This window comes from Citrobacter pasteurii (genome assembly GCF_019047765.1).
In the GTDB taxonomy this organism is placed as follows: domain Bacteria; phylum Pseudomonadota; class Gammaproteobacteria; order Enterobacterales; family Enterobacteriaceae; genus Citrobacter; species Citrobacter pasteurii.
Genome location: NZ_CP077262.1, coordinates 2,649,489 through 2,671,188, shown reverse-complemented (window position 1 = coordinate 2,671,188; position 21,700 = coordinate 2,649,489). Strand labels below are relative to the sequence as shown.

The 21,700-nt window shown below is 52.5% G+C and carries 20 protein-coding genes; 4 read left to right on the top strand and 16 right to left on the bottom strand.

Annotated elements, in window-relative coordinates; all coding sequences use genetic code 11:
• Entirely contained in the window at positions 1 to 888 is an 888-nt protein-coding gene (fdxH, locus tag I6L54_RS13085; RefSeq protein ID WP_005126712.1) for a formate dehydrogenase subunit beta, read from the top strand.
• Positions 881 to 1,534 carry a formate dehydrogenase-N subunit gamma gene (gene fdnI, locus I6L54_RS13080; protein WP_005126711.1) on the top strand — a complete coding sequence of 218 codons (654 nt, stop codon included), beginning with the start codon at positions 881 to 883 and terminating at the stop codon, positions 1,532 to 1,534. Before fdxH ends, fdnI begins: the two co-directional genes overlap by 8 nt.
• Before the next feature lie 108 nt (positions 1,535 to 1,642).
• Here fdnI and I6L54_RS13075 read toward each other — a convergent pair whose 3' ends face one another.
• From I6L54_RS13075 to cybB, 3 genes are all read right to left on the bottom strand, one after another.
• A complete protein-coding gene (locus I6L54_RS13075; RefSeq protein ID WP_040230951.1) occupies positions 1,643 to 2,911 on the bottom strand; it encodes a Y-family DNA polymerase in 1,269 nt (422 codons plus the stop codon).
• Positions 2,912 to 2,913: 2 nt separating this feature from the next.
• Positions 2,914 to 3,333, bottom strand: coding sequence for a translesion error-prone DNA polymerase V autoproteolytic subunit (locus I6L54_RS13070; protein ID WP_005126708.1), 420 nt, complete (start codon positions 3,331 to 3,333; stop codon positions 2,914 to 2,916).
• A gap of 171 nt (positions 3,334 to 3,504) precedes the next feature.
• Positions 3,505 to 4,035, bottom strand: coding sequence for a cytochrome b561 (cybB, locus tag I6L54_RS13065; RefSeq protein WP_005126707.1), 531 nt, complete (start codon positions 4,033 to 4,035; stop codon positions 3,505 to 3,507).
• Between the two features lie 189 nt (positions 4,036 to 4,224).
• On the opposite strand from cybB, the gene gap reads away from it, so the two are divergent.
• Complete coding sequence (gene gap, locus I6L54_RS13060) at positions 4,225 to 5,226, top strand: type I glyceraldehyde-3-phosphate dehydrogenase (protein WP_005126706.1); 1,002 nt, start codon at positions 4,225 to 4,227, stop codon at positions 5,224 to 5,226.
• 46 nt (positions 5,227 to 5,272) lie between these two features.
• Here gap and aldA read toward each other — a convergent pair whose 3' ends face one another.
• From aldA to hrpA, 3 genes are all read right to left on the bottom strand, one after another.
• Complete coding sequence (aldA, locus tag I6L54_RS13055) at positions 5,273 to 6,712, bottom strand: aldehyde dehydrogenase (protein WP_005126705.1); 1,440 nt, start codon at positions 6,710 to 6,712, stop codon at positions 5,273 to 5,275.
• Between the two features lie 199 nt (positions 6,713 to 6,911).
• Positions 6,912 to 7,709 carry a YdcF family protein gene (locus I6L54_RS13050; RefSeq protein WP_040230948.1) on the bottom strand — a complete coding sequence of 266 codons (798 nt, stop codon included), beginning with the start codon at positions 7,707 to 7,709 and terminating at the stop codon, positions 6,912 to 6,914.
• Between the two features lie 80 nt (positions 7,710 to 7,789).
• Positions 7,790 to 11,692 (bottom strand): ATP-dependent RNA helicase HrpA, encoded by a 3,903-nt coding sequence (gene hrpA, locus I6L54_RS13045; RefSeq protein WP_040230945.1) that lies wholly within the window; start codon positions 11,690 to 11,692, stop codon positions 7,790 to 7,792.
• A gap of 201 nt (positions 11,693 to 11,893) precedes the next feature.
• Here hrpA and azoR point away from each other — a divergent pair, with 201 nt between their 5' ends.
• A complete protein-coding gene (gene azoR, locus I6L54_RS13040) occupies positions 11,894 to 12,499 on the top strand; it encodes an FMN-dependent NADH-azoreductase (RefSeq protein ID WP_040230942.1) in 606 nt (201 codons plus the stop codon).
• A 44-nt stretch (positions 12,500 to 12,543) separates the two neighbouring features.
• Here azoR and I6L54_RS13035 read toward each other — a convergent pair whose 3' ends face one another.
• The 10 genes from I6L54_RS13035 to I6L54_RS12990 form a co-directional block, all read right to left on the bottom strand.
• Positions 12,544 to 12,735 carry a hypothetical protein gene (locus tag I6L54_RS13035; protein ID WP_040230940.1) on the bottom strand — a complete coding sequence of 64 codons (192 nt, stop codon included), beginning with the start codon at positions 12,733 to 12,735 and terminating at the stop codon, positions 12,544 to 12,546.
• 98 nt (positions 12,736 to 12,833) lie between these two features.
• The gene (locus I6L54_RS13030) at positions 12,834 to 13,235 is read right to left on the bottom strand and encodes a hypothetical protein (protein ID WP_040230938.1); all 402 of its coding nucleotides are present in this window, start codon (positions 13,233 to 13,235) and stop codon (positions 12,834 to 12,836) included.
• The gene (locus I6L54_RS13025; RefSeq protein ID WP_040230933.1) at positions 13,211 to 14,515 is read right to left on the bottom strand and encodes a phosphatase PAP2/dual specificity phosphatase family protein; all 1,305 of its coding nucleotides are present in this window, start codon (positions 14,513 to 14,515) and stop codon (positions 13,211 to 13,213) included. The genes I6L54_RS13030 and I6L54_RS13025 overlap by 25 nt, the downstream gene beginning before the upstream one ends.
• Positions 14,505 to 16,265, bottom strand: a complete 1,761-nt coding sequence (locus I6L54_RS13020; RefSeq protein WP_040230931.1) for a bifunctional alpha/beta hydrolase/class I SAM-dependent methyltransferase — start codon at positions 16,263 to 16,265, stop codon at positions 14,505 to 14,507. The genes I6L54_RS13025 and I6L54_RS13020 overlap by 11 nt, the downstream gene beginning before the upstream one ends.
• Positions 16,258 to 16,899: a lysophospholipid acyltransferase family protein gene (locus tag I6L54_RS13015; RefSeq protein ID WP_040230929.1), complete on the bottom strand. Its 642-nt coding sequence runs from the start codon at positions 16,897 to 16,899 to the stop codon at positions 16,258 to 16,260. Before I6L54_RS13015 ends, I6L54_RS13020 begins: the two co-directional genes overlap by 8 nt.
• Positions 16,900 to 16,902: 3 nt before the next feature.
• Positions 16,903 to 17,820 carry a phosphatidate cytidylyltransferase gene (locus I6L54_RS13010; protein ID WP_040230928.1) on the bottom strand — a complete coding sequence of 306 codons (918 nt, stop codon included), beginning with the start codon at positions 17,818 to 17,820 and terminating at the stop codon, positions 16,903 to 16,905.
• Positions 17,817 to 18,422, bottom strand: coding sequence for a CDP-alcohol phosphatidyltransferase family protein (locus I6L54_RS13005; RefSeq protein ID WP_040230927.1), 606 nt, complete (start codon positions 18,420 to 18,422; stop codon positions 17,817 to 17,819). Before I6L54_RS13005 ends, I6L54_RS13010 begins: the two co-directional genes overlap by 4 nt.
• Positions 18,423 to 18,531: 109 nt before the next feature.
• Positions 18,532 to 18,858 carry a YdbL family probable chaperone protein gene (locus I6L54_RS13000; protein ID WP_040230925.1) on the bottom strand — a complete coding sequence of 109 codons (327 nt, stop codon included), beginning with the start codon at positions 18,856 to 18,858 and terminating at the stop codon, positions 18,532 to 18,534.
• A gap of 7 nt (positions 18,859 to 18,865) precedes the next feature.
• A complete protein-coding gene (locus I6L54_RS12995; RefSeq protein ID WP_003020350.1) occupies positions 18,866 to 19,057 on the bottom strand; it encodes a YnbE family lipoprotein in 192 nt (63 codons plus the stop codon).
• Entirely contained in the window at positions 19,054 to 21,693 is a 2,640-nt protein-coding gene (locus I6L54_RS12990) for a YdbH family protein (protein WP_040230923.1), read from the bottom strand. The genes I6L54_RS12995 and I6L54_RS12990 overlap by 4 nt, the downstream gene beginning before the upstream one ends.
• Positions 21,694 to 21,700 lie beyond the last annotated feature (7 nt).

Below are 21,700 nucleotides of genomic sequence, written 5' to 3'. Positions count from 1 at the left end.
ATGGCTATGCAATCACAAGATATTATTAAACGCTCGGCGACGAACAGCATCACGCCGCCGCCCCAGGCGCGGGATTTCCGTGCTGAAGTGGCGAAACTAATTGATGTCACTACCTGTATTGGCTGTAAAGGCTGTCAGGTCGCCTGCTCAGAGTGGAACGATATTCGCGATGAAGTGGGTTACTGCAACGGTGTCTACGACAACCCGACCGATCTCAGCGCTAAGTCCTGGACGGTGATGCGCTTTAGTGAAACCACCCAGAACGACAAGCTGGAATGGCTGATCCGCAAAGACGGCTGCATGCACTGCGCCGATCCCGGCTGTTTGAAAGCCTGTCCATCCGCTGGAGCAATCATTCAGTATGCCAACGGGATTGTCGACTTTCAGTCCGAGCACTGCATTGGCTGTGGCTACTGCATTGCTGGCTGCCCGTTCAATATTCCGCGACTTAATCCCGAAGATAACCGGGTCTACAAATGTACGCTGTGCGTTGACCGGGTCAGCGTGGGCCAGGAACCGGCCTGCGTGAAAACTTGTCCGACCGGTGCTATCCAGTTTGGCACCAAAAAGGAGATGCTCAATGTCGCGGAAACTCGCGTGGCGCAGTTGAAAAAACGCGGCTATGCCAACGCGGGCATCTACAACCCGCAAGGGGTCGGCGGCACCCACGTGATGTATGTACTTCATCACGCGGATCAACCATCGCTGTACCACAATCTGCCGGATGAGCCAAAAATCGCCGCACCAGTGAACCTCTGGAAGGGGATTTTAAAACCACTCTCCGCCGCCGGATTTATCGCCACCTTTGCCGGGCTGATTTACCACTACGTGGGAGTCGGGCCAAACAAAGAGACGGATGATGATGAAGAGGAGAACGGTCATGAGTAAAAGCAAAATGATTCTGCGCACCAAATTCATCGACCGTGCTTGTCACTGGACGGTGGTAATAAGCTTCTTCCTGGTGTCGCTTTCCGGTATTGCGCTGTTCTTTCCGACGTTGCAATGGCTCACCGAAACCTTCGGTACACCGCAAATGGGGCGAATTCTACATCCGTTTTTCGGGGTGATGATTTTCATCGTGCTGATGTTTATGTTCGTCCGTTTTGTACACCACAACATTCCCGATAAACAGGACCTCCCCTGGATTAAAGGGATCGTTGAAGTACTTAAAGGCAATGAGCATAAAGTTGCTGATGTGGGGAAATACAACGCAGGGCAGAAAATGATGTTCTGGAGCATCATGAGCCTGATTCTGGTATTACTGGTTACCGGCGTTATTATCTGGAGACCCTACTTTGCCCATTATTTCTCAATTGACATAGTTCGTTGGAGTTTGTTAATCCACGCGACAGCAGCCATTGTGCTGATCCACGCCATTCTGATCCATATGTACATGGCGTTTTGGGTAAAAGGTTCAATTAAAGGTATGATCGAAGGGAAAGTGAGTCGACGCTGGGCGAAGAAACACCATCCTCGCTGGTATCGTGAGGTTGAACTTACTGAAGAAAAAGCACCGGAATTAGAGTCTAAATAAAATCAATAAGACCGCTGTTATTCAGCGGTCTTATTCTCTCAATTGTCCAGCGATATGCAGCGGCGCTGCGAGAGCTGAGTATCAGGCGAATTCAATAATGAACCAACCCTACCCCACGCGCAGCAAATCACTGTATCTCGTGGTATAACGCGGCGAAAGCATGTCTCGCTTCATCGCCCACGGTTGCTGTATCCCTTGTCCGGCAAAGTAGATCGTTCCTTTCCCCTTTTCAGCATTAAGCGTATCCAGCACGTTCATCAGTTTATCGCTGTTACACCGTGGGCGGTTGTCATCAAAAAGATTCAGTTGAGCAACGCCAGAGCTAAAAAAATCCCCCAGCATAACGCCCGCTTTCTGATAACGCAGTCCCGCTCGCCAGATGGCATCCAGGCTGCGCGTTGCTGCTGCAATGATTTCCCGACTATCCTGAGTTGGCGTCAGCAGTTTTATCGACGCGCTGTTACCGTAATAAGGTTCATTCAGAACAAACGGACTGGTTTTGATAAACGTAGAGATAAACCGGCAGTACTGGTGCTCTCTGCGCAGCTTCTCCGCGGCACATGAAGCATAAGTGCAAATTGCCTCTCTCATCGCGTTGTAATCCGTGAGTTTTTCACCAAACGATCTTGAGCAGATAATTTCCTGCTTATCTGGCGCAAACTCCTCCAGCGCCAGACAAGGTTCACCACGCAATTCCCGGACGGTTCGCTCAAGCACGACGTTGAAATGTTTACGAATGAAGCGAATGTCGGTATCCGCCAGCTCGAGAACCGTTTTAATGCCCATAGAATCCAGTCTCTTGCTGATACGGCGTCCGACACCCCAGACTTCATCAACCGGAAGTGCGGCCATCAGCTTACGCTGACGTTCCATATTTGAAAGATCCACGACTCCACCGGTTTGCTCCTGCCACTTTTTGGCAGCATGATTCGCCAGTTTAGCCAGCGTTTTGGTCTGGGCAATGCCAACCCCAACCGTGAGACGTGTTTTCTGTAAAATAGTTGCTCTGATTTCCCGACCAAAATCCGTAAGATCCCGGCAGTTTCGCACGCCCGTTAAATCGCAAAAGGCTTCATCAATACTGTACATCTCCACGCGCGGCGACAACTCCTCCAGAATCGACATCACCCTGCTGCTCATATCCGCATACAATTCGTAGTTCGAACTGAAACAGAACACGCCATAGTGCCTGAACAGATCTTTCTGTTTGAAATACGGTGCGCCCATATTAACACCAAGCGCTTTTGCCTCCGTGCTACAGGCAATGACACAGCCATCGTTATTTGAAAGAACGACAACGGGTTTGCCCTTCAGATCGGGCCGGAATGCCGACTCACAGCTGGCATAAAATGAATTAACATCCACCAGGGCAAACATAATCAGCCCGCGGCTTTAACGATAAATGTCACCACACCAAATATATCCAGCGTGTCCTCGCTGCTAATCATGATCGGCGCGTAGGCGCTGTTCTCTGGCTTCAGCATGATAACTGGGTGTAATTGCAGACGTTTAACAGTGAATTCGCCCTCAATAGCGGCAATAACGATGTCTCCATGGGCAGGCTTTCTGGCGCTGTCGACAATCAGCAAATCGCCCTCGCCGATCCCCGCGCCCCTCATGGAGTCGCCAGATGATTTAACAAAATAGGTTGCGCTGGGATGCCGTACCAGCAGGTCATTGAGGTCAATACGTTTCTCAACGTAGTCCTGTGCCGGAGATGGAAAACCGCAAGGCACAAGATCGCTAAATAGCGGAAAGTGTTTAATTTCGCGGCGTTCCGCAGGCTGGAAAAACAACATGATAATCTGCCCCTCATTAACTGTATTTATATACAGTAGTTTTAATAAGGACAGCGATCAAGTATCAAATGTGGCAAATTGAGCATTGTTTAACCATCTTGTCGATAAGCTTTTATGATGTCTGGAAAAATAAGCGGCTAAAAAAATGCCCCACATTTGCGGGGCATTACCTCAGGAGCGTTTTCGCGGCATCATGCGCAACAACGTATTGTCCTTCCAGAAATAGTGATGCATCAGGGCAGCAGCAGCATGCAGAGCAATGACAAAATAGCCCAGGTTGGCCAGCGTCACGTGCCAGGACTTCAGCATATCCACTAAATCAAAGTTGGCCTCTGCCGCATGCGGCATAACGATGCCAAATGCAATCCACGGGTTACCCCGGTTGTACATCATCACCAGCCCAATAATCGGCAGCACAATAAACAACAGATAGATAACCAGATGCCCCAGATGCGCCATTCCGGTCATCATCGGTTTCGGTTTTGGCACAATCGGCGGTGCTGGATATTTGAGCCTGACCAGCAAGCGCACCACCATCAGTGTTAAAATGGCAATGCCGCAGGAGACGTGCACCATGTTGAACCCGGGACGATAGCTGCGCGGGAAAAATCCGCGAAACTCCATGGCGCTGTAGGCCACAATGACCAACAAAAAGACCAGCCAGTGAATGCCAATTTGCAGGCCAGAATACTTATTCCCCATAACACTTCCCGAATAAAAACAATAATGCGTCAACATAACGGGCTTTTGTTAAAAATTCATTAAGTTTTGTTCACCCATTTTCAGTCAGTTACGTTTAACCGCAAGAACCGCTATTGCCGAGGATGCCTGTCTGGACTAAGCCTGGTAGGGAAAATATGTCGTACCGCCTCATCCTGACAGGAGAAAACCATGAGTAAAATTGGCATTAACGGTTTTGGTCGTATCGGTCGTCTGGTATTGCGTCGGCTACTGGAAGTCAAAAGCAGCGCGGAGGTCGTCGCTATCAATGACCTTACCTCACCGAAAATCCTCGCCTATCTGTTAAAACACGATTCAAACTACGGCCCGTTTCCCTGGAGCGTCGACTTTACCGAGGACGCACTGATTGTCGATGGTAAAAAAATTGCCGTTTACGCCGAAAAAGAGGCCAAAAATATTCCGTGGAAAACTACAGGTGCGGAAATTATCATCGAATGCACCGGTTTTTATACCTCAACAGAAAAATCGCAGGCCCACCTGGATGCCGGCGCCCAAAAAGTCCTGATATCCGCCCCGGCTGGCGATATGAAAACCATTGTCTTTAACGTCAACGACGACACGATGGATGCCAGCGATCGGATTATCTCTGTCGCATCGTGCACCACCAACTGCCTGGCGCCGATGGCAAAAGCGCTGCACGACAGCTTTGGTATTCAGCTTGGCACCATGACCACCATCCATGCCTATACCGGAACGCAGTCACTGGTTGATGGCCCTCGCGGGAAAGATCTGCGCGCCTCACGGGCGGCGGCGGAGAATATCATTCCCCATACCACCGGGGCCGCCAAAGCCATTGGTCTGGTCATTCCGGCATTGAGCGGAAAATTAAAAGGCCACGCCCAGCGTGTACCGGTGAAAACCGGCTCCGTTACGGAACTGGTTTCGATATTGGGGAAAAAAGTCACCGCTGAAGAGGTCAACAATGCGCTGAAAAAAGCCACACAGGATAATGAATCCTTTGGTTATACCGACGAGGAGATTGTCTCGTCAGATGTCATTGGCTCGCATTTTGGTTCCGTATTTGATGCAACACAAACCGAAATTACCGAAGTGGGCGATCTGCAACTGGTAAAAACCGTTGCCTGGTACGATAACGAATACGGTTTTGTCACCCAGCTTATTCGTACGCTGGATAAATTTATCAAACTCTGACGCAGTACTGGCGGAGGGAAACCTCCGCCAGGTGTAGAGTAAAAACTCAGGACTGCAGATAAACCACTTGCGTTTGCAGATATTCATTCAGACCGTGCTTACCGTCCGCCCCGCCAATCCCGGACTTACGCCAGCCCGCATGGAAGCCCTGCATCGCCTCGAAGTTTTCACGATTAATGTAGGTTTCGCCAAACTTCAGCCCTTTAATCGCCTTCATCGCCGTATTCAGATTCTGCGTGTAAATTGATGAGGTCAGACCGTAGTCGCTGTCATTGGCCATCGTCAGCGCCTCTTCCAGCGAGTCAAATGACACTACCGGTAGCACCGGGCCAAATGTCTCTTCGTGCATTATTGCCATCTCCTGGCGCACGTCTAACAGTAACGTCGGTGGGTAATAATAGCCTTTCCCCTCTATGGCTTTACCGCCTAGTACCACCCTGGCGCCCTCCTGCACTGCGCGCGCCACTTTCTGTTCCACACGTGCCAGCGCAGCCGCATTAATGAGCGGCCCCATCGCGATGTCATTACGCTCGGCCGGGTTGCCAAACTGGACGGCTTTCATTGCCTCTCCCAGACGATTCACAAACTGGTCATAGATGCCTTTCTGGACATACACGCGTTCGGCACAGTTGCACACCTGACCGGTGTTAATCACCCGCGAGTCAACAATTGCCTTCACGGCCAGCTCAAGATCGGCATCATCCATGACGATTGCCGGCGCTTTTCCGCCCAGCTCCAGACAAACTTTAGTGATATTTTTAGCCGCTGCGGCCATAATTTTCTCGCCCGCGCCGACGCTGCCGGTCATACTCACCATCGCCACTTTCGGGTTTCCAGCCAGCTCCTGACCGACGGTTTCACCGCGTCCGAGCACCAGATTAAATACGCCGCGCGGCAAACCGATATCATCAACAATTTTGGCAAAAGCGATGGCATTATTCGGCGTGAATTCGCTGGGTTTAATGACAATGGTATTACCCGTCAGCAATGCGGGAGCCAGCTTGCGGGCAATCAGGAAAAACGGAAAGTTCCACGGCAGAATGCCGGTTGTTACACCTAACGCACGCTTAAACAGCAGGATATTCTCACCCGGACGATCGCTTTGCAGGATCTCGCCTTCATAGCGACGCGCCCATTCCGCCATATAATCGATGTAGTCGGCGGTAAATGAGACTTCAACCTCAGCCAGCTGCTGTATTTTTCCACCTTCCGCCACAATCAGCGCACTAATTTCGCTGGCGCGTTGACGGATGCCCGCAGAAATTTTGCGTAGCCAGTTTGCGCGTTCAATAGCAGGCAGGGCTTCCCATTGCGGCTGAGCTCGCTGTGCGGCATCGATCGCTTTACGCGCATCTTCGGCACGGCCATCGGGAATACGTGAGATCAGCTCTTCCGTGGCCGGATTGACGACATCAATCCAGGCGTCATCGTGCCAGGTCACAAACTGCCCATCGATATACATAGGATGTTGTACGGGTACTGACATGCGGCTCTCCTGTGATTGATTTGTTTTTAACAAGTAAAACTATTGTTAATTAATACCAATCATGCATGACGCATTACTGCTGGAATAGTCGTTCTGTGAGCCACTTCATAAAAGCATCTGGCAACATCATGGCGAAGAGAAAAAACAGGCAGGATTTATGCCCGTTTGCGACAAAACATTCACAAACGGGCGGCAGAGATTACAGCGATCGGCTCGCCAGCAAGTCAGTCAGCGCCGTATCGTTTTGCAGATGCAGCCATGCATCCTCAACATTCTGCGGAATATCAACATGGGCGATAAAACCACGACCACGAGGGCCATAGCCGGTTGCATCATCGCGCAGCCTCGGCAATTCGCCGGTAATCAATGAAAGATAGCGATCCACAGACCACAGCCCCTCCGCAGCCGGCGCGAAATCCACACCACCGTTCTGTAGAGTCAACTCAGGGATAAAACCGGGAAAACTCAACCAGCGCGGTGCCTGCAGATCATCACGGGTTACACGCTGGAATGTCGCCATCGTGCGGCGTTGCATTGTAGGGTCCTGCACCACAATGACCGTGTGAATATTTTCTATCGCCTGGTTCAGTAAGGCACAGCTAAAGCGTGCATTCTCACCACAGTTTGTTGACTGGTCTTCCACCCAAATCGTCTCACCCGGAATTTGCCAGAACTGGTGCGCAATATCAGCCAGGATCGCAGCTTCTGCTCGTCCGCTGGTGCGGATGATGTTATAGCGAGGATGCTCTGCAATCGCGTCATACAGAAAGCGCGTAGAATGACCGATGCCACCGCTAATCAATAAGGGAACCTGTTGTTCTTTCGCGATCCGACAAGCGGCGTCGATGGTCGGAATAACCGCGTTGCCCGCCAGAATCACGCAGTCTGACTGAACGGTGATGTTCTCCATAAAATCATTCTGCGCCAACCATCGCCCTACGGTATTTATCGCTGCAAGGGTGGCTGCGGAAAGTATCGGGAACTGACTCATACTCATAACTCCTGGTGTTTATTCTTTACCGGGTACAGATGTCGGATGACGGCTATGCCTTATCCGGTCTACGGCACCACCACGCGTTAGCCTGAAATCTGCTCCATCGCCTGCAGAATACGTTTATCGGAGATCGGATATGGCGTGCCGAGCTGCTGGGCAAAGTAGCTGACTCGCAGCTCTTCTATCATCCAGCGGATCTCTTTGACATCATCATCTTCACGCCGCGCGGGCGGCAGTTTATTGAACCACTGCTGCCAGGCCTGCTGCACGCTATCTACTTTCAGCATCTGCGCCCGATCGCGGTGCGGATCAATCGCCAGTTTCTCCAGCCGTTTTTCAATGGCCTGCAAATAACGCAACGTATCGCCCAGACGTTTGAAACCGTTGCCGGTGACAAAACCACGGTACACCAGCCCACCCATTTGCGCTTTGATATCCGAAAGCCCCAGCGCCATGGTCATATCCACACGCCCTTTCAGACGTTTGTTGATGTTAAATACCGCCGTCAGGATCTGTTCGACCTGCTTCGCAATATCGACCACCGTGTCATTCAGCTCAGCCCGCACTTTTTCGTGCAACGCCGCAAAGCCCTCTTCCGTCCACACCGGGCCGCCGTTAGCGTCGATAAGCCTATCCACACCGCAGGAAATACAGTCGTCAATCAAATCCAGCACTTTGCCATACGGATTAAAATACAGCCCCAGCTTGGCTTTGTTGGGCAGTTTCTCGTGTAAGTATTTGATAGGTGATGGAATATTCAGCAGCAACAGACGGCGTAAACCGCACCACATCGCCTGCTGTTGCTCCAGCGGATTATCAAACAGTTTGATGGCAACGCTGTCACGCTCATCCACCAGCGCTGGCCACGCTTTCACTTTATAGTTACCGCGTTTTTGCTCGTAACTTTCCGGCAGTTGACCAAAGCTCCAGATGTGCAGACCGCTCTGTTCAATACCGTCATCCGCCACTGCAGACAATGTTTCCTGAACTTTGCCCTTCAGCGCATCTTTCAGATCCTGCAGTGAGCGTCCTTCCTGCAGCTTTTTGTTCTTATCGTCGACCACCCGGAACGTTATCTTCAGATGATCGGGCACCTGATCCCAATGCCAGTCTTCACGGTCAACGGTGACGCCGGTCATCCGGCGCAGTTCACGCTCCAGCGAATCCAGCAGCGGCAGTTCCAGCGGCGTCACCCGGCCTAAAAACGCTTCCGCATAGTTCGGTGCCGGCACAAAGTTGCGTCGGACCGGTTTCGGTAGCGACTTAATCAGCGCGATCACCAGTTCACGACGCAGCCCCGGGATTTGCCATTCAAAACCGCTCTCTTCAACCTGGTTTAGTAACGGCAGCGGAATATGCACGGTCACGCCATCCGCATCAGCGCCGGGTTCAAACTGGTAGCTTAACCGCAGTTTGAGATTGCCCTGATGCCAGAAGTTTGGGTAATCCAGCTTGCTGATTTTCTCCGCGCCCTCTTTGATAAGCATACTTTTTTCAAAGTTGAGCAGATCCGGTGTCTCGCGGCTGACTCTCTTCCACCAGCTATCAAAGTGGCGGGCGGAAACCACATCATGGCTGATGCGCTGGTCGTAAAATTCAAACAGCGTCTCATCATCGACCAGAATGTCGCGACGACGTGATTTGTGCTCTAACTCTTCCACTTCCGCGCGCAGCTTGAGGTTGTCACGGAAAAACGCATGTCGCGTCTGCCAGTCACCTTCCACCAGCGCATGGCGAATAAACAGTTCACGCGATAGTGCAGGATCGATCTGGCTGTAGTTCACCTTACGGGCGGCTACAATCGGTAAGCCGTAAACAGTGACTTTTTCTGTCGCCATCACTGCCCCCTGGGCACGCTCCCAGTGCGGTTCACTGTATGAACGTTTGATCAGATGCTGGGCAACCGGCTCCACCCACTCGGGATCGATGCGCGCGGCAATACGTCCCCACAGGCGGCTGGTTTCCACCAGCTCCGCCACCATTGTCCATTTCGGCGGTTTTTTAAACAGACCAGAACCGGGGAAGATCGAGAAACGGGCGTTACGCGCGCCGGTAAATTCCTGTTTATCGGCATCTTTCATCCCGATATGCGACAGTAATCCGGTCAGCAGCGCAACGTGGATTTCCCGATACTCAGCAGGTTCACTGTTGACCGGAATACCTAACTCTTTCACCACCTGACGCAGTTGCGTGTAGATATCCTGCCATTCGCGCACGCGCAGATAGTTAAGGAAATCAACCTTACACTGACGGCGGAACTGGTTCGACGACAACGCTTTTTGCTGCTCGCCGAGATAGTTCCACAGGTTCACAAACGCGAGGAAATCAGACTCTTTGTCGTGGAAACGGCGGTGCTTCTCGTCGGAAGCCTGCTGCTTGTCCATTGGACGCTCGCGCGGATCCTGAATGGACAGCGCCGAGGTAATGATCATCGCCTCACGTACGCAGCCATGTTTTTGCGCTTCCAGCACCATGCGCGCCAGACGCGGGTCCACTGGCAGTTGCGACAGCTGACGACCCAACGGCGTTAACTTATACGCGGTTGCCTGTTCATCGGTGGTTATCGCCCCCAGCTCTTCGAGCAGGCGTACCCCGTCCTGAATATTGCGTTTATCCGGTGCTTCAACGAACGGGAATGCCGCGATATCACCCAGTCCCAGCGCCGTCATCTGCAAAATAACGGATGCCAGGTTGGTACGCAGGATCTCCGGGTCGGTAAACTCCGGGCGCGACAGGAAATCGTCTTCGGAATAGAGACGAATACAGATCCCTTCTGAAACACGACCGCAGCGGCCTTTACGCTGGTTGGCAGAAGCCTGCGACACCGGTTCAATCGGCAAACGCTGGACTTTAGTACGGTAGCTGTAACGGCTGATACGCGCAGTACCCGGGTCAATTACATATTTGATCCCCGGCACGGTCAGCGAGGTTTCCGCCACGTTGGTAGCCAGCACGATACGGCGGCCGCTGTGCGACTGGAATACGCGGTTCTGCTCGCTGTTAGAGAGGCGGGCGTACAGCGGCAACACTTCGGTATGACGTAAATCCAGTTTGTTCAGTGCATCAGCGGTATCGCGAATTTCACGTTCACCACTCATAAAGATCAGAATATCACCCTGGCTTTCACGTCCCAGTTCATCTACGGCATCAAAAATTGCCTGCAGTTGGTCACGTTCCGTGTCATCTGCATCTTCAACAATCGGGCGATAGCGTACTTCTACCGGGTACGTTCGGCCGGAGACTTCGATAATCGGCGCATTATTGAAATGCTTTGAAAAACGCTCCGGGTCGATGGTCGCCGAAGTGATAATAATTTTTAGATCCGGACGGCGCGGCAGGAGTTCTTTCAAATAGCCGAGCAGAAAATCGATATTCAGACTGCGTTCATGCGCTTCATCGATGATGATAGTGTCGTACTGCATCAGCAGTCGATCCTGCTGGATTTCCGCCAGCAAAATACCGTCCGTCATCAGCTTAACCATGGTGTTATCGCTGACATGATCGCTGAAACGCACTTTATAACCGATACAGCCGCCCGGCTCGGTTTGCAACTCTTCCGCAATACGGTTCGCCACGGTGCGCGCAGCCAGACGACGCGGCTGGGTATGACCGATCAGCCCTTTCAACCCGCGCCCCAGCTCCATACAGATCTTCGGTAACTGGGTGGTTTTACCTGAACCGGTTTCCCCGGCAACAATCACCACCTGATGGTCGCGAATGGCGTCCAGAATATCCTGCTTTTTCTGACTAACAGGCAGGTTTTCCGGATAGGTAATTGTCGGTCGAGCGGCTTCACGCAGCACAACCTTACCGGCTGCCTGGTCAATCTCTTTTGCCATCTCCTGGTAAATGGCCTGTTGTGCATCAGGATTTTTAACCTTCTTCACGCCGTGCAGACGGCGGGCAAAACGCTGTCTGTCGCGCAGCATCAGTGAGTCCAGCTGTTGCTGCAGCATGTCGAAGGTTAATTTTTGTTGTTCTGTCATAGCGTTAGAGGGCAGTGCTCTGCCGGGTTAAATCTCTTGTAGATGATAGGTATAGAGTACCACATCGGCGCTTTTCATGTGTTGTTCAATAATTTCGAACATAGGATTCGATATATTGCGCTATCACTACGGCAGGATTGTGAATAAAGTGTCAACAAGCAACGGGGCACATCCCCTTCAAACACATAAAAGGAAACACCCATGAGCAAGGTATTAGTTCTTAAATCCAGTATTCTGGCAGGGTACTCTCAGTCTGGTCAGTTGTCTGATTATTTTGTTGAACAGTGGCGTGAAAAGCACTCCGCTGATGAAATCACCGTCCGTGACCTGGCTGCAAATCCTGTTCCGGTGCTGGATGGCGAGCTGGTGGGTGCAATGCGCCCGAGCGATACGCCGCTGACGCCACGTCAGCAAGAAGCGCTCACGCTGTCCGATGAGCTGATTGCAGAGCTGAAAGCGCATGATGTGATTGTTATCGCCGCGCCGATGTATAACTTCAACATCCCAACGCAGCTGAAAAACTATTTTGACCTGATTGCCCGTGCAGGCGTCACCTTCCGTTACACCGAGAAAGGCCCGGAAGGTCTGGTAACCGGAAAACGTGCTATCGTGCTGACCAGCCGTGGTGGTATCCATAAAGATACGCCGACCGATCTGATCACCCCGTATCTGAATGTGTTCCTGGGCTTTATCGGTATCACCGACGTGAACGTCGTGTTCGCGGAAGGTATTGCTTACGGCCCGGAAGTGGCATCCAAAGCACAGTCCGATGCGAAAGCCGCTATCGACAGCGTTGTCGCTGCCTGATAATTCACCCTCTCACCATCCGGTGGGAGGGTTTTCATCTGTACTTACTTCTTTACCTGCATCCGTATCTGTTTGCCGTGAATGCGGTTAATATCACGCCAGATAGCTGCATAATCCCTGCACTTCGCCAGATTCTCTTCCCAGCAATGGCGCAAAAACTGTTCCGGCTCGGCGACATCCCGACTTAATAGCTTGAATACCCAACGATTCCAGACATACCACTTGAGAAGCCACATGATTTCATCCCAGGACGCTACCGGTGTTGAACTATATCAGCCTCAGTTTGATGCCGTGTGGCAACTATTGCGATGTCGATGAATAATCCGGACGAGCGCTACACCAATAGCGCCAACCAGACGGCCCACAGAACCACAACCAGAAACAGTGTTTTTCGACATTGCTGCAATGCGCCAGACTGGCGTTCAACCAGCGTTAACGTTTTCAACCGTTCGCGTCGCCAGATAAAACACAGCGCGCTTCCGGCCTGCTCGTTGTTTTGCGTATTAATCAACGAAAAATAACGCTCATCGAGCCACAGTCGCCAACAACCAAACCAGACCACAGCGCATAGCAACGCAATGACGGCACGCAGTACACCTGGCGGAGCAACAAACAGCACCCACGCCATCGGCGGGAGAGAAAAAAGCAGAATGAATCGCCAGCTTGCCAGCGTGTGCCGGAGCAAACCATGCTGAAGTGCTTCATTATTTGTTACACCGTCACTTTCTGTTGCCATTGCTGCAGCATCTCCAGATGTTTATCGGTCAGTACCACCTGCGGTCGACTCGCCCGAATCTGCGCCACTGCCTGCTCTACCGTCGTCGCATGACCATAGTGTAACAGCCACGCCGCAATCACCATTGCACTGCGCGACAGTCCTAACGCACAGTGAACCAATACCGTGCCCTGAATCTCACGCAGAGTTTCCAGGGTGCTTACCGCCTGCTGAAGTTCAGCTTCATCCGGGATCACTAAATCCAGCATCGGTACACAGTGATATATACGCGAGGCCGTCGCCCGCCCACGCGAAAACTCAAAGGTCACGTCGAGCACCGCTTTTTGCGCGGGCACATAGCGCGGAAAACTACCGAGATAAACGCCAGGCGCGACCGAACATACCGCGGGCAAACGCCGGGTAAACCAGCGCATTGATAGCCACATTCCTGTACGCCACGGCAATGACAGCCAGTAAACGGCACAAGGCAGTCGGCCTTGCGAATTTTTAGCCGTCACCGCCGCGCCGAATCCAGCGTAACCGCAGCCGACCATCAACAGGGCCAGTGCAGGCCATAACAACCATGCCGTCAGCCACACTGCGGCAATAAAAAATAATGCCGAGCCCAACAGGTACCGGCGCATCAGCCTCAGCCGCGCGGCATCCGGTTTACACCAGCGCCAGCGACGCTGTTCCGGTACCAGCCAGTCAATCAGCATTCCTGCCACCAGCCCGGTAATAATATCGATAAAATGATGCTGCCAGGTGGTCAGCACCGATATCGCGATCAGTAAAGACCAGCCATCGCACAGTCTGCGCCAGCCGCCGGACAAATGGCGATTGAAATGCCGCCACAGCAGCCAGCAGAGAATGATATGCAGCGACGGCGACTGGTTATAGGGCAGATCGAACTGTTCAAGCTGTGCAAATAGCCAACCCGCCGCCCCCGTCACTTCGGGGCGAGTAAAGCTAAACTGCAACGGGAACAATAAAAAACCGCCGCAGGCAATCACTGATGCCAGTACCAGCCTGAGCACCAGCCGACGCTGCTCGAAACGCGTGGTGCAAATAAACAGGGATAACCCGTAAAACAGATCCAGACTCCAGTACGGGATAATCGTCCACGGAATAAACGGAATGGCCGACTCCCAGCCGAAAACGATGCTGCCAACGTTCTGATACTGAGCATCCTGCCAGGCGGTAAACTGATTCACCTTGCCGTACGTCAGGAAAAAGAATGGAGCCAGCAGCAATAACCAACCCACGGCCTGCACCATAACTTTACGCTGTTCAGGAAGCACGACGTACCGCCATGGAAACGGTGAAAATACCCCACTCATCAATCAATTGTGTGCACTTATCAAAGCCCGCTTCACGGACCAAAGCATCCATTTCGCCCTGCGTACGCACGCGCATAACCCACGCTTTGCCGTCTTTATGGCTGGTCAGTGACCAGGCTATCGTTTTAAGCTGCGGATGCCACGGTTGCCCGGTGTAAATCAATATGCCCCCCGGCGCTATCGCATCTGCCAGACCAGCGAGCGAATTGCGTATCAGCGTGTTCTCGGGGAAGAGTTCATATAAACCTGAGACAATACCCAGCACAGGACGAGGTTCCAGCGCAGCCAACTGTTCGCGGTTGAAGGCATCGCCTTGTTCAAAGCGCGCGATGTCAGCCATACCTCTGCTGGCAATCATTTCGCGACCTTTACTCACGTTCAGCTCGCTGTAATCGCGCAGTAAAATTGAACGCACCGCCTTTTCGTCTTCCAACGCATCAAGCACATAGCGTCCGTGTCCGGCAGCAATATCCACCACATGTACCGGCGTGCCCTGCTCCGCCAGTTGCGCGACCGCCTGGCCGATCAGCATCTGCAGATGAATCTTACGCTGACGGATCCCTTTCCAGCCCACGCTGTTAAGATAGTTTTTGTCAATCAAACGCCCCAGCGCGCTGCTACCCTGCGGCTGATTGCGGTAGACGTAATCCAGCGTGCTACCAGAGTCAAAACCCGTTTCAAATCCCAGACGAACGCCTGTTGATTGCGTGCCCAGAAGCTTCATGCCATAGCGCAAACCACGGTATGCAATGTCGTCAATAGAATACGGCGCGGGCCCCCCGCTGAGCATCCGCCAGGTATCGGCGCCAGGGCTCCAGCGATCTTCATTGCTATAATCAAAGCGCTGCGGCGCCATAGCGTATAGCGTGTCGATAAAATCACGCATTTTATCGAACACCAGATGCCGGTCTTTTTCTCCCAACGTGTCGTGATAAAACCCCGGCAGCACGTGCAGTTCCTTAAGCGGGTTTCTCAGGCGCTGATAAAAATCAATTTGCGGCTGGCGATGCACAACGAAATCATCACCGGATACCAACAGCTGCACTGGCAAGGTAATGGCGCTGGCATCGTTGACAATGCGTTCAGCCGTTTTGTAGAGATCCAGCAGAATGTTCACCGCAATTGCCCGGGTGATCTGGGTATCAAGGTTAAAGCTCGCCACACGATCGACATCGTGCGTCAGATACTTGCCCTTAACGTAAGAGTTAACGAAAAACAGGCCGCGCAATCGGTGCATTAACGCCAACCCCTGGCGGGCAAACGGCACATACAATTTAACTTTGAAGGCCGGCGACGCCAGCACAAGTCCACGAATGGCGGGCGCATAGTCGTGAACCCAGGCCGCGGCCAACACCGCGCCAACGCTCTGTGCCACAACCACCACATCTTCCATTGCAGCGTGACTGTCAGCCGCGGCGAAACGCACAAACTCTTCAACATCCTGCACCGAACGCGCCAGTGAAGGGCTGTAACCACGCTGGCCTGGAGAGCGGCCGTGACCGCGCGCATCCCAGGCATAGAATGCGGTGTCCGGCATCGCCAGTTCATCCACAATATGTTGCAAGCGTCCGGAGTGTTCGTGACCGCGATGGAACATGACGATCACTTTCGGCGTCGCACCCGGCGCAGGTGCCGGCCAGTGACGGTAAAACAGTTCGGTGTTGTCGCTGGTTACAAATTGTTGTTCATCAGGTACTCGTATATTACTCATGAGAATGCATTCCTTTAGTTTGTTGCGCCAGCAGCAACAGTTGCTGTCTGAGTCCGTCCATGAAGAGGTGTTTATCCCCATGAAAATACAACCTGCTGCCAATATTGACGTCTATAAACAGCGGCAGCGGTATGCGATTCCCTTTCGCCATGACAGATTCAGTGCCACGTAGCCAGATGGGAATAATCGGTACCTCCGGTACACGCTGGCTCAGATGCCACAATCCAGATTTCAACGGCGACAGTTTTCCAGGCTCGCCCCGTGTACCTTCAGGAAAGAGGATCAAGATCTTGCCGTCGCGTAATGCCTGTTCACACTGCGCCAGCGGATTGGTTTCTCCGCCCTTTCGCGAAATGGGAATAATGTTGAGAATATTCAGCGCAAACCAGGCCATTGCTTTATTACGCAGAAAATAGTCAGCGGCAGCCACCGGATGAACCGACGACTGGCGGCGCAGCGGAAAGAGCGAAAGCAACGCAAAAACATCCATATGGCTGTTGTGATTGGCGACAATAATTGCCGGACCGCGTGTGGGCAAACGTTCCCTATGCCTGATTCGCAGTCCAAGCCACAGCCAGATCACCGGCCAGACGATGCACAGCGTAAACAGCGTTCGCAGAAATGAATTGATCATAAGTTAGTAGTAAAAGTAGCGAATAAAATGGAAAAACACCGGGGCGGTGAAGATCAGTGAATCCAGCCGGTCGAGAATACCGCCATGACCTGGCAGCAATGTTCCGCTGTCCTTCACGCCAATGTCGCGCTTAATGGCCGACATCACCACATCGCCACAAAAGCCACTGATGCCGATAATCAAACCCGCTAACAGCGACAGCGGAATGCTTAATGGCGTAATCAATGGACCAAGCAGTGCCGCCATCAGCGTGGTGGTCGCTACGCCGCCAACCAATCCCGCCAGCGTTTTATTAGGGCTGACTCTGGGCGTTACTTTGATGCGCCCAATCGATTTACCCCACAGGTACTGCGCAATGTCGTTGAATTCCGTTAAGCCAACCAGGAACAGTACCAGCAATGCGCCGGTTTGTTTGCCGTCATCAGGCAAAACCAGCAAAAACGCCACATGGCTGAAGGCAAACACGGTGGTCATCAGACTCCAGTGATGCTGCGAGGCGTAGCGCAAGAAACCCTGAGTATCGCCCGCCATGACCATTCGCACGGGTAAGAATAAAAATGCGTAGACCGGGATAAACACCACAAACATGCCGTACCAATTGATGCCAATCAGCCAGTAGTTAATCGGAATAGCAATGAACATCCACAGCAGCGGCATGCGATCGGTCTGACGCGATGGCGCCAGCGTCAAAAACTCCTTTAACGCCATAAAGCTCACCAGCGCAAAAAAGGTCAGCGCCAGCCAGTGCGGACTTAAAATCGCCAGGGAAAACAGGATGATGATTATCCACCAGGTACGAATACGTAACGTCAGTTCCCGCCAGTCTTTTTCCGGTCGTCGCCACACCAGCAATCCATTCACTACCGTTGCAACCAGCAGCAGTGCAAAAATGACGGCGAGCGACTTCTCCAGCAACATCATTTCACCCCCGCTTCGCGTAATGCACTTTTACAGCGATTAATTACCGTCCATAGCAGCAGGAGCGTAGCAATGCCCCACAACAGGTTGTTCCACTGCACAAGCTGCGGCCACAAAGCCAACGCCAGACCCCATGCGCCAAATACCAGCGCCCGATCACTTTTACCCAGCGGCCCGGCATAGCTGCGAACGCCATTAATCGTTTGTGCCAGAACACCACAAAACTCCGTCATTACCGCAGAGAACAGCATCACCATCACCAGTATTACGTTACTGTCCGGGAGCAACATAAACGGCAGATAAAGCGCCAGATCGGACAGAATATCCCCACTCTCGTTCAGAATAGCCCCAAGGCGCGATTGTTGGTGACATTCACGCGCCAGCATGCCATCGAGCGCATTAAGCGCCATTCGGATAAACAGTACGATTGGCAGGAGAACAAAAAACGCAGGTTGGGGGAAAGTTACCAGTACGATACCGGTCACAAAAGAAAGCGCCATCGCAGCAAGGGTAACGTGATTCGCTGTGACGCCTTTCTTATATAGCCAAAACATCAATGGGCGTAACAACGCCTGAAAGGCAGGTTTGATCTGATAAAGCGTCATCATCATTCCTTGATAATATATATGTTTAACTATGGTAGATTAATCTCTCCCCACTTGCCTGATACTTTCCTCGACTGAACGCAAAATCAGACTTTACTAACAAGTCAGGTTATTCTTTCCGCAGCCACTTACCATTGATACCCTGAACGTACTCTCCCGGTTTAGCGCGAGCAACCAGTTTTTGTCCGGCCATTTTCGCCACTTCATCAGCCGGAATATTATTGCTCTCAGCCAGTTGCTGATAGCTGGCGCTGCGCGCTTTATTAATTTCACTCACCAAGGCCTGCGTTTCGGCATCGGTTTTCAATGCCACCAGATAACCATTAAGCGTTTCGCCAACCCGCCCCTGGGTTCTGGCTTCACTCAAGGTTAACGCCCACACATTGCCGCTGAGTAGACTCAGAGCGACCAGAATCACTGCAAGCTGTTTTTTCATCGTAACCTCAGAACAGATCGCTGCGCGATTTCAACAAGCTCTCAACGTCTTTATCGACTTTGATATGGATCTCGTGTTCGATTTTGACGTTCATATTAATCGTGATCGGTTCTTTTGGCGCAGCCACTTCGATTCTGGGTGTGCACCCGACCAGCAGAGATGACGCCAATAGACCCAGCATCGCAGCTATCGTTTTCATTGTTGTTCCTCACATTCCTTGCCTTCCGGGCAATGGTTTTCCGGCAACGCTGCATTTTGTTCAAGCCATGCCTGTAAATTGTCGCCAAAACGCAAACTGCGCCATAGCGTAAAGACGTTTTCCTCGTGGGTGTAATTCAAATTAACCGTTCCCACTTTACCATCCACCCGACTGTTGCCAGTCACCGTTGCCTGCATGGTTAAAACACCGAGGTTATCCAGATTTATTTTCGTCCAGGAATGACTTATTTCCATATAACGCAGCCAGTTAATGGCCGCACCCGCCGCCATATTATCTTTGACGACGGCATCCGCCGTGTCCTTATCAATACGCAGCGTCATGGGGCCGGGGTTGGTCAGCCAGCCGTCTTTAATGATCCACTTTTCGTTATCCAGCCATAACGGCAACGCACCGCTAACCGGGCCAGACATGGCGAATTGTTTGGGATTAACCGCGCTGATAAGCTCGCTGGAAGAAATATTCTGCACCCGCAATAATGCTGGATCGTGCTGCGGCATCCGCAGTTGCTGCATGATGACTTTGCCCCCCAGCAGTTCGGCGCTGACATCGCTTAACAGTAACGGATTGTCTTCACTCCAGGGATACGCCCCCTGCAGATCGGCGGCGATATTTTTCACCGTCACCTGATTCACCACTTCCGCGATACGCAGCGAAATAGGCCCACGCGTACCCAGTTGCCACGCACCTTCACTAAATCGAAACGGCAACACAAAATCGACGCCATTGATTTGGTTATCAGGCATCCAGGCGCTACCGCCTTTTAATACCCCATGACCGCCCGCTTCAAACCCCTGATCCGAGGCGGCCGAGAACGCAACCTGCGCATACAGTTCACCTTCGCGTAGCTTCATTTTCCAGTCAGGTGGGATGAGCGGTTGGAAAACGGTGAGCGATTGTTTTGGCCACCAGGCCTGACCGCGCAGACGGATCCCGTCCCACCGGCCATTAAGCTGTACGGGCCCAATCGCCCCCGCGTGAAGCTGGCCTTTGAACTGGAAAACCGTCGGGTCGGTACCTTCCACGCTAAATTTCAGGGTTGATGGCGGTAACACGCTTCCCCCAGTGAAGATGGTGTTCCCGGCGTCCAGCGACAGCGCACCACTGAATGTCGGTTTGCTGGCATCCCGTACCCACACGATCGGCTCATCCATCATCAGACGCGGATTTTCCACCTTCATGGTGCCGTATTGCAGTTGGTCAAATCCGGTCGAGAGGTCGAAAAGTCTCAGGGTGTTGTCGTGCCACTCCCCTTTGCCCGCGACATCCCAAAGCGCATGCATCGGTGTAAAACTGCCTTTGCCCCAATACCGCCACTGCCAACGACCGGCATCAGGAAGAAAATCATTTGCCAGACCATCAAGGTGCAACTCAAAGCCACCCATCTGATTCTCATGCGCCCGTAAAATGGCCTGTAGACGCCCATCCACACCGCGCTGTGTCACTTTAACGCCAGCCAATGGCCAGCGAATTTCGTCTATATCCAGTGAGTCAATCACCCGTCCACGCGAGCGCAGTAGCGCCCCTGGCTCGAAAGCGAGTTGCGGATCGGTCAGGCTTCCGGTAAGTCTGGCGGGTAACTTCGCGTAGAAGATCAGGTCATCCTGTTTCGCCTCGCCGATCAACTGTAACGGCATATCGCTACTATCCACACCGAGCCTACCTGGCCCTAACGTTAATACGGCGTTTCCTTTACCGGCATCGCCTTGCGTCAGAATGTTCAGACGCCCGCTCACCACCGCATTTTCCAGCCCGGCCTGCCAGTTCTCAACTTTCACACCCAACCGCCCGCTGAGCGGGAATCCTTGATAAGGCCAGTTCCAGCGACCGTCGCTAATGGTGAGTTGCTGACGGGTTATTTCCCACGGGAGATCGAGTAGCGGATCGACATTATCCCGCGCCATGACGATCAGTTGTCCGCTGTTTTCTTGCCACTCAAGTTCGGCGTCAACCAGCGTTGGCTCCTGCGGCAAGCTCAGAGTAGCAACCGCATGCCCGCTCACCGGTAGTCCATCAGGAACCAGCGGCATAGTAAATTCACCAACCAGTTTTACCGGCGGCTGCCCTTCAAATGCTGCGATATCCAGCTCATTTACCGTCAGATTTTGCCCGTGCAGACGCCCCTGAAATTTAACTTTTTCACCCTGGTAGCGCAGCTGCTGGGTAGAGGGCGTTAGCGAGAGCGATAGTTTCCCCTGCCACTCCTGCCAGGGAGAAAGAATAACGTTGTCGATGTTAATCCAGGTATTGGGTAGCATCGATTGCCATTCAGCCAGCGTTTTTGGCGCTACCGGCGAGGGTTCTGCCTGCGGCAATTTGGCCAGGCAAGCCGAGTCGAGTTCAATTGTTCCGACATTAAGCAACCAGCGGCTGGGGTGAGAGAGATCGGCCTGAGTAATGCGCGCTAGCGGGCAATCATCGACCAGATAGCGAAGTTCCGGGATATGCAGCCCATGCCGTGTCAGCCGTGGGCTCTCATCCAGCGCGATGCGCGTGCCGACAGGCAACCAGACGCCTACCAGCGTGGGAACCCACAGGCCAAGCGTCATAACCAACGTCAGCGGCACGAGAATCAATAATAAGAGAAGTGCCAGAACGGCTTTATATTTACCCTTCATGGGTAGT

What these genes read in the sequence shown, in the direction of transcription:
- fdxH (WP_005126712.1), top strand. Translation starts at nt 1, where the DNA reads ATGGCTATGCAATCACAAGATATTATTAAACGCTCGGCGACGAACAGC.
- fdnI (WP_005126711.1), top strand. Translation starts at nt 881, where the DNA reads ATGAGTAAAAGCAAAATGATTCTGCGCACCAAATTCATCGACCGTGCT.
- I6L54_RS13075 (WP_040230951.1), bottom strand. Translation starts at nt 2,911, where the DNA reads ATGTTTGCCCTGGTGGATGTTAATTCATTTTATGCCAGCTGTGAGTCG.
- I6L54_RS13070 (WP_005126708.1), bottom strand. Translation starts at nt 3,333, where the DNA reads ATGTTGTTTTTCCAGCCTGCGGAACGCCGCGAAATTAAACACTTTCCG.
- cybB (WP_005126707.1), bottom strand. Translation starts at nt 4,035, where the DNA reads ATGGGGAATAAGTATTCTGGCCTGCAAATTGGCATTCACTGGCTGGTC.
- gap (WP_005126706.1), top strand. Translation starts at nt 4,225, where the DNA reads ATGAGTAAAATTGGCATTAACGGTTTTGGTCGTATCGGTCGTCTGGTA.
- aldA (WP_005126705.1), bottom strand. Translation starts at nt 6,712, where the DNA reads ATGTCAGTACCCGTACAACATCCTATGTATATCGATGGGCAGTTTGTG.
- I6L54_RS13050 (WP_040230948.1), bottom strand. Translation starts at nt 7,709, where the DNA reads ATGAGTATGAGTCAGTTCCCGATACTTTCCGCAGCCACCCTTGCAGCG.
- hrpA (WP_040230945.1), bottom strand. Translation starts at nt 11,692, where the DNA reads ATGACAGAACAACAAAAATTAACCTTCGACATGCTGCAGCAACAGCTG.
- azoR (WP_040230942.1), top strand. Translation starts at nt 11,894, where the DNA reads ATGAGCAAGGTATTAGTTCTTAAATCCAGTATTCTGGCAGGGTACTCT.
- I6L54_RS13035 (WP_040230940.1), bottom strand. Translation starts at nt 12,735, where the DNA reads ATGTGGCTTCTCAAGTGGTATGTCTGGAATCGTTGGGTATTCAAGCTA.
- I6L54_RS13030 (WP_040230938.1), bottom strand. Translation starts at nt 13,235, where the DNA reads ATGGCAACAGAAAGTGACGGTGTAACAAATAATGAAGCACTTCAGCAT.
- I6L54_RS13020 (WP_040230931.1), bottom strand. Translation starts at nt 16,265, where the DNA reads ATGAGTAATATACGAGTACCTGATGAACAACAATTTGTAACCAGCGAC.
- I6L54_RS13015 (WP_040230929.1), bottom strand. Translation starts at nt 16,899, where the DNA reads ATGATCAATTCATTTCTGCGAACGCTGTTTACGCTGTGCATCGTCTGG.
- I6L54_RS13010 (WP_040230928.1), bottom strand. Translation starts at nt 17,820, where the DNA reads ATGATGTTGCTGGAGAAGTCGCTCGCCGTCATTTTTGCACTGCTGCTG.
- I6L54_RS13005 (WP_040230927.1), bottom strand. Translation starts at nt 18,422, where the DNA reads ATGACGCTTTATCAGATCAAACCTGCCTTTCAGGCGTTGTTACGCCCA.
- I6L54_RS13000 (WP_040230925.1), bottom strand. Translation starts at nt 18,858, where the DNA reads ATGAAAAAACAGCTTGCAGTGATTCTGGTCGCTCTGAGTCTACTCAGC.
- I6L54_RS12995 (WP_003020350.1), bottom strand. Translation starts at nt 19,057, where the DNA reads ATGAAAACGATAGCTGCGATGCTGGGTCTATTGGCGTCATCTCTGCTG.
- I6L54_RS12990 (WP_040230923.1), bottom strand. Translation starts at nt 21,693, where the DNA reads ATGAAGGGTAAATATAAAGCCGTTCTGGCACTTCTCTTATTATTGATT.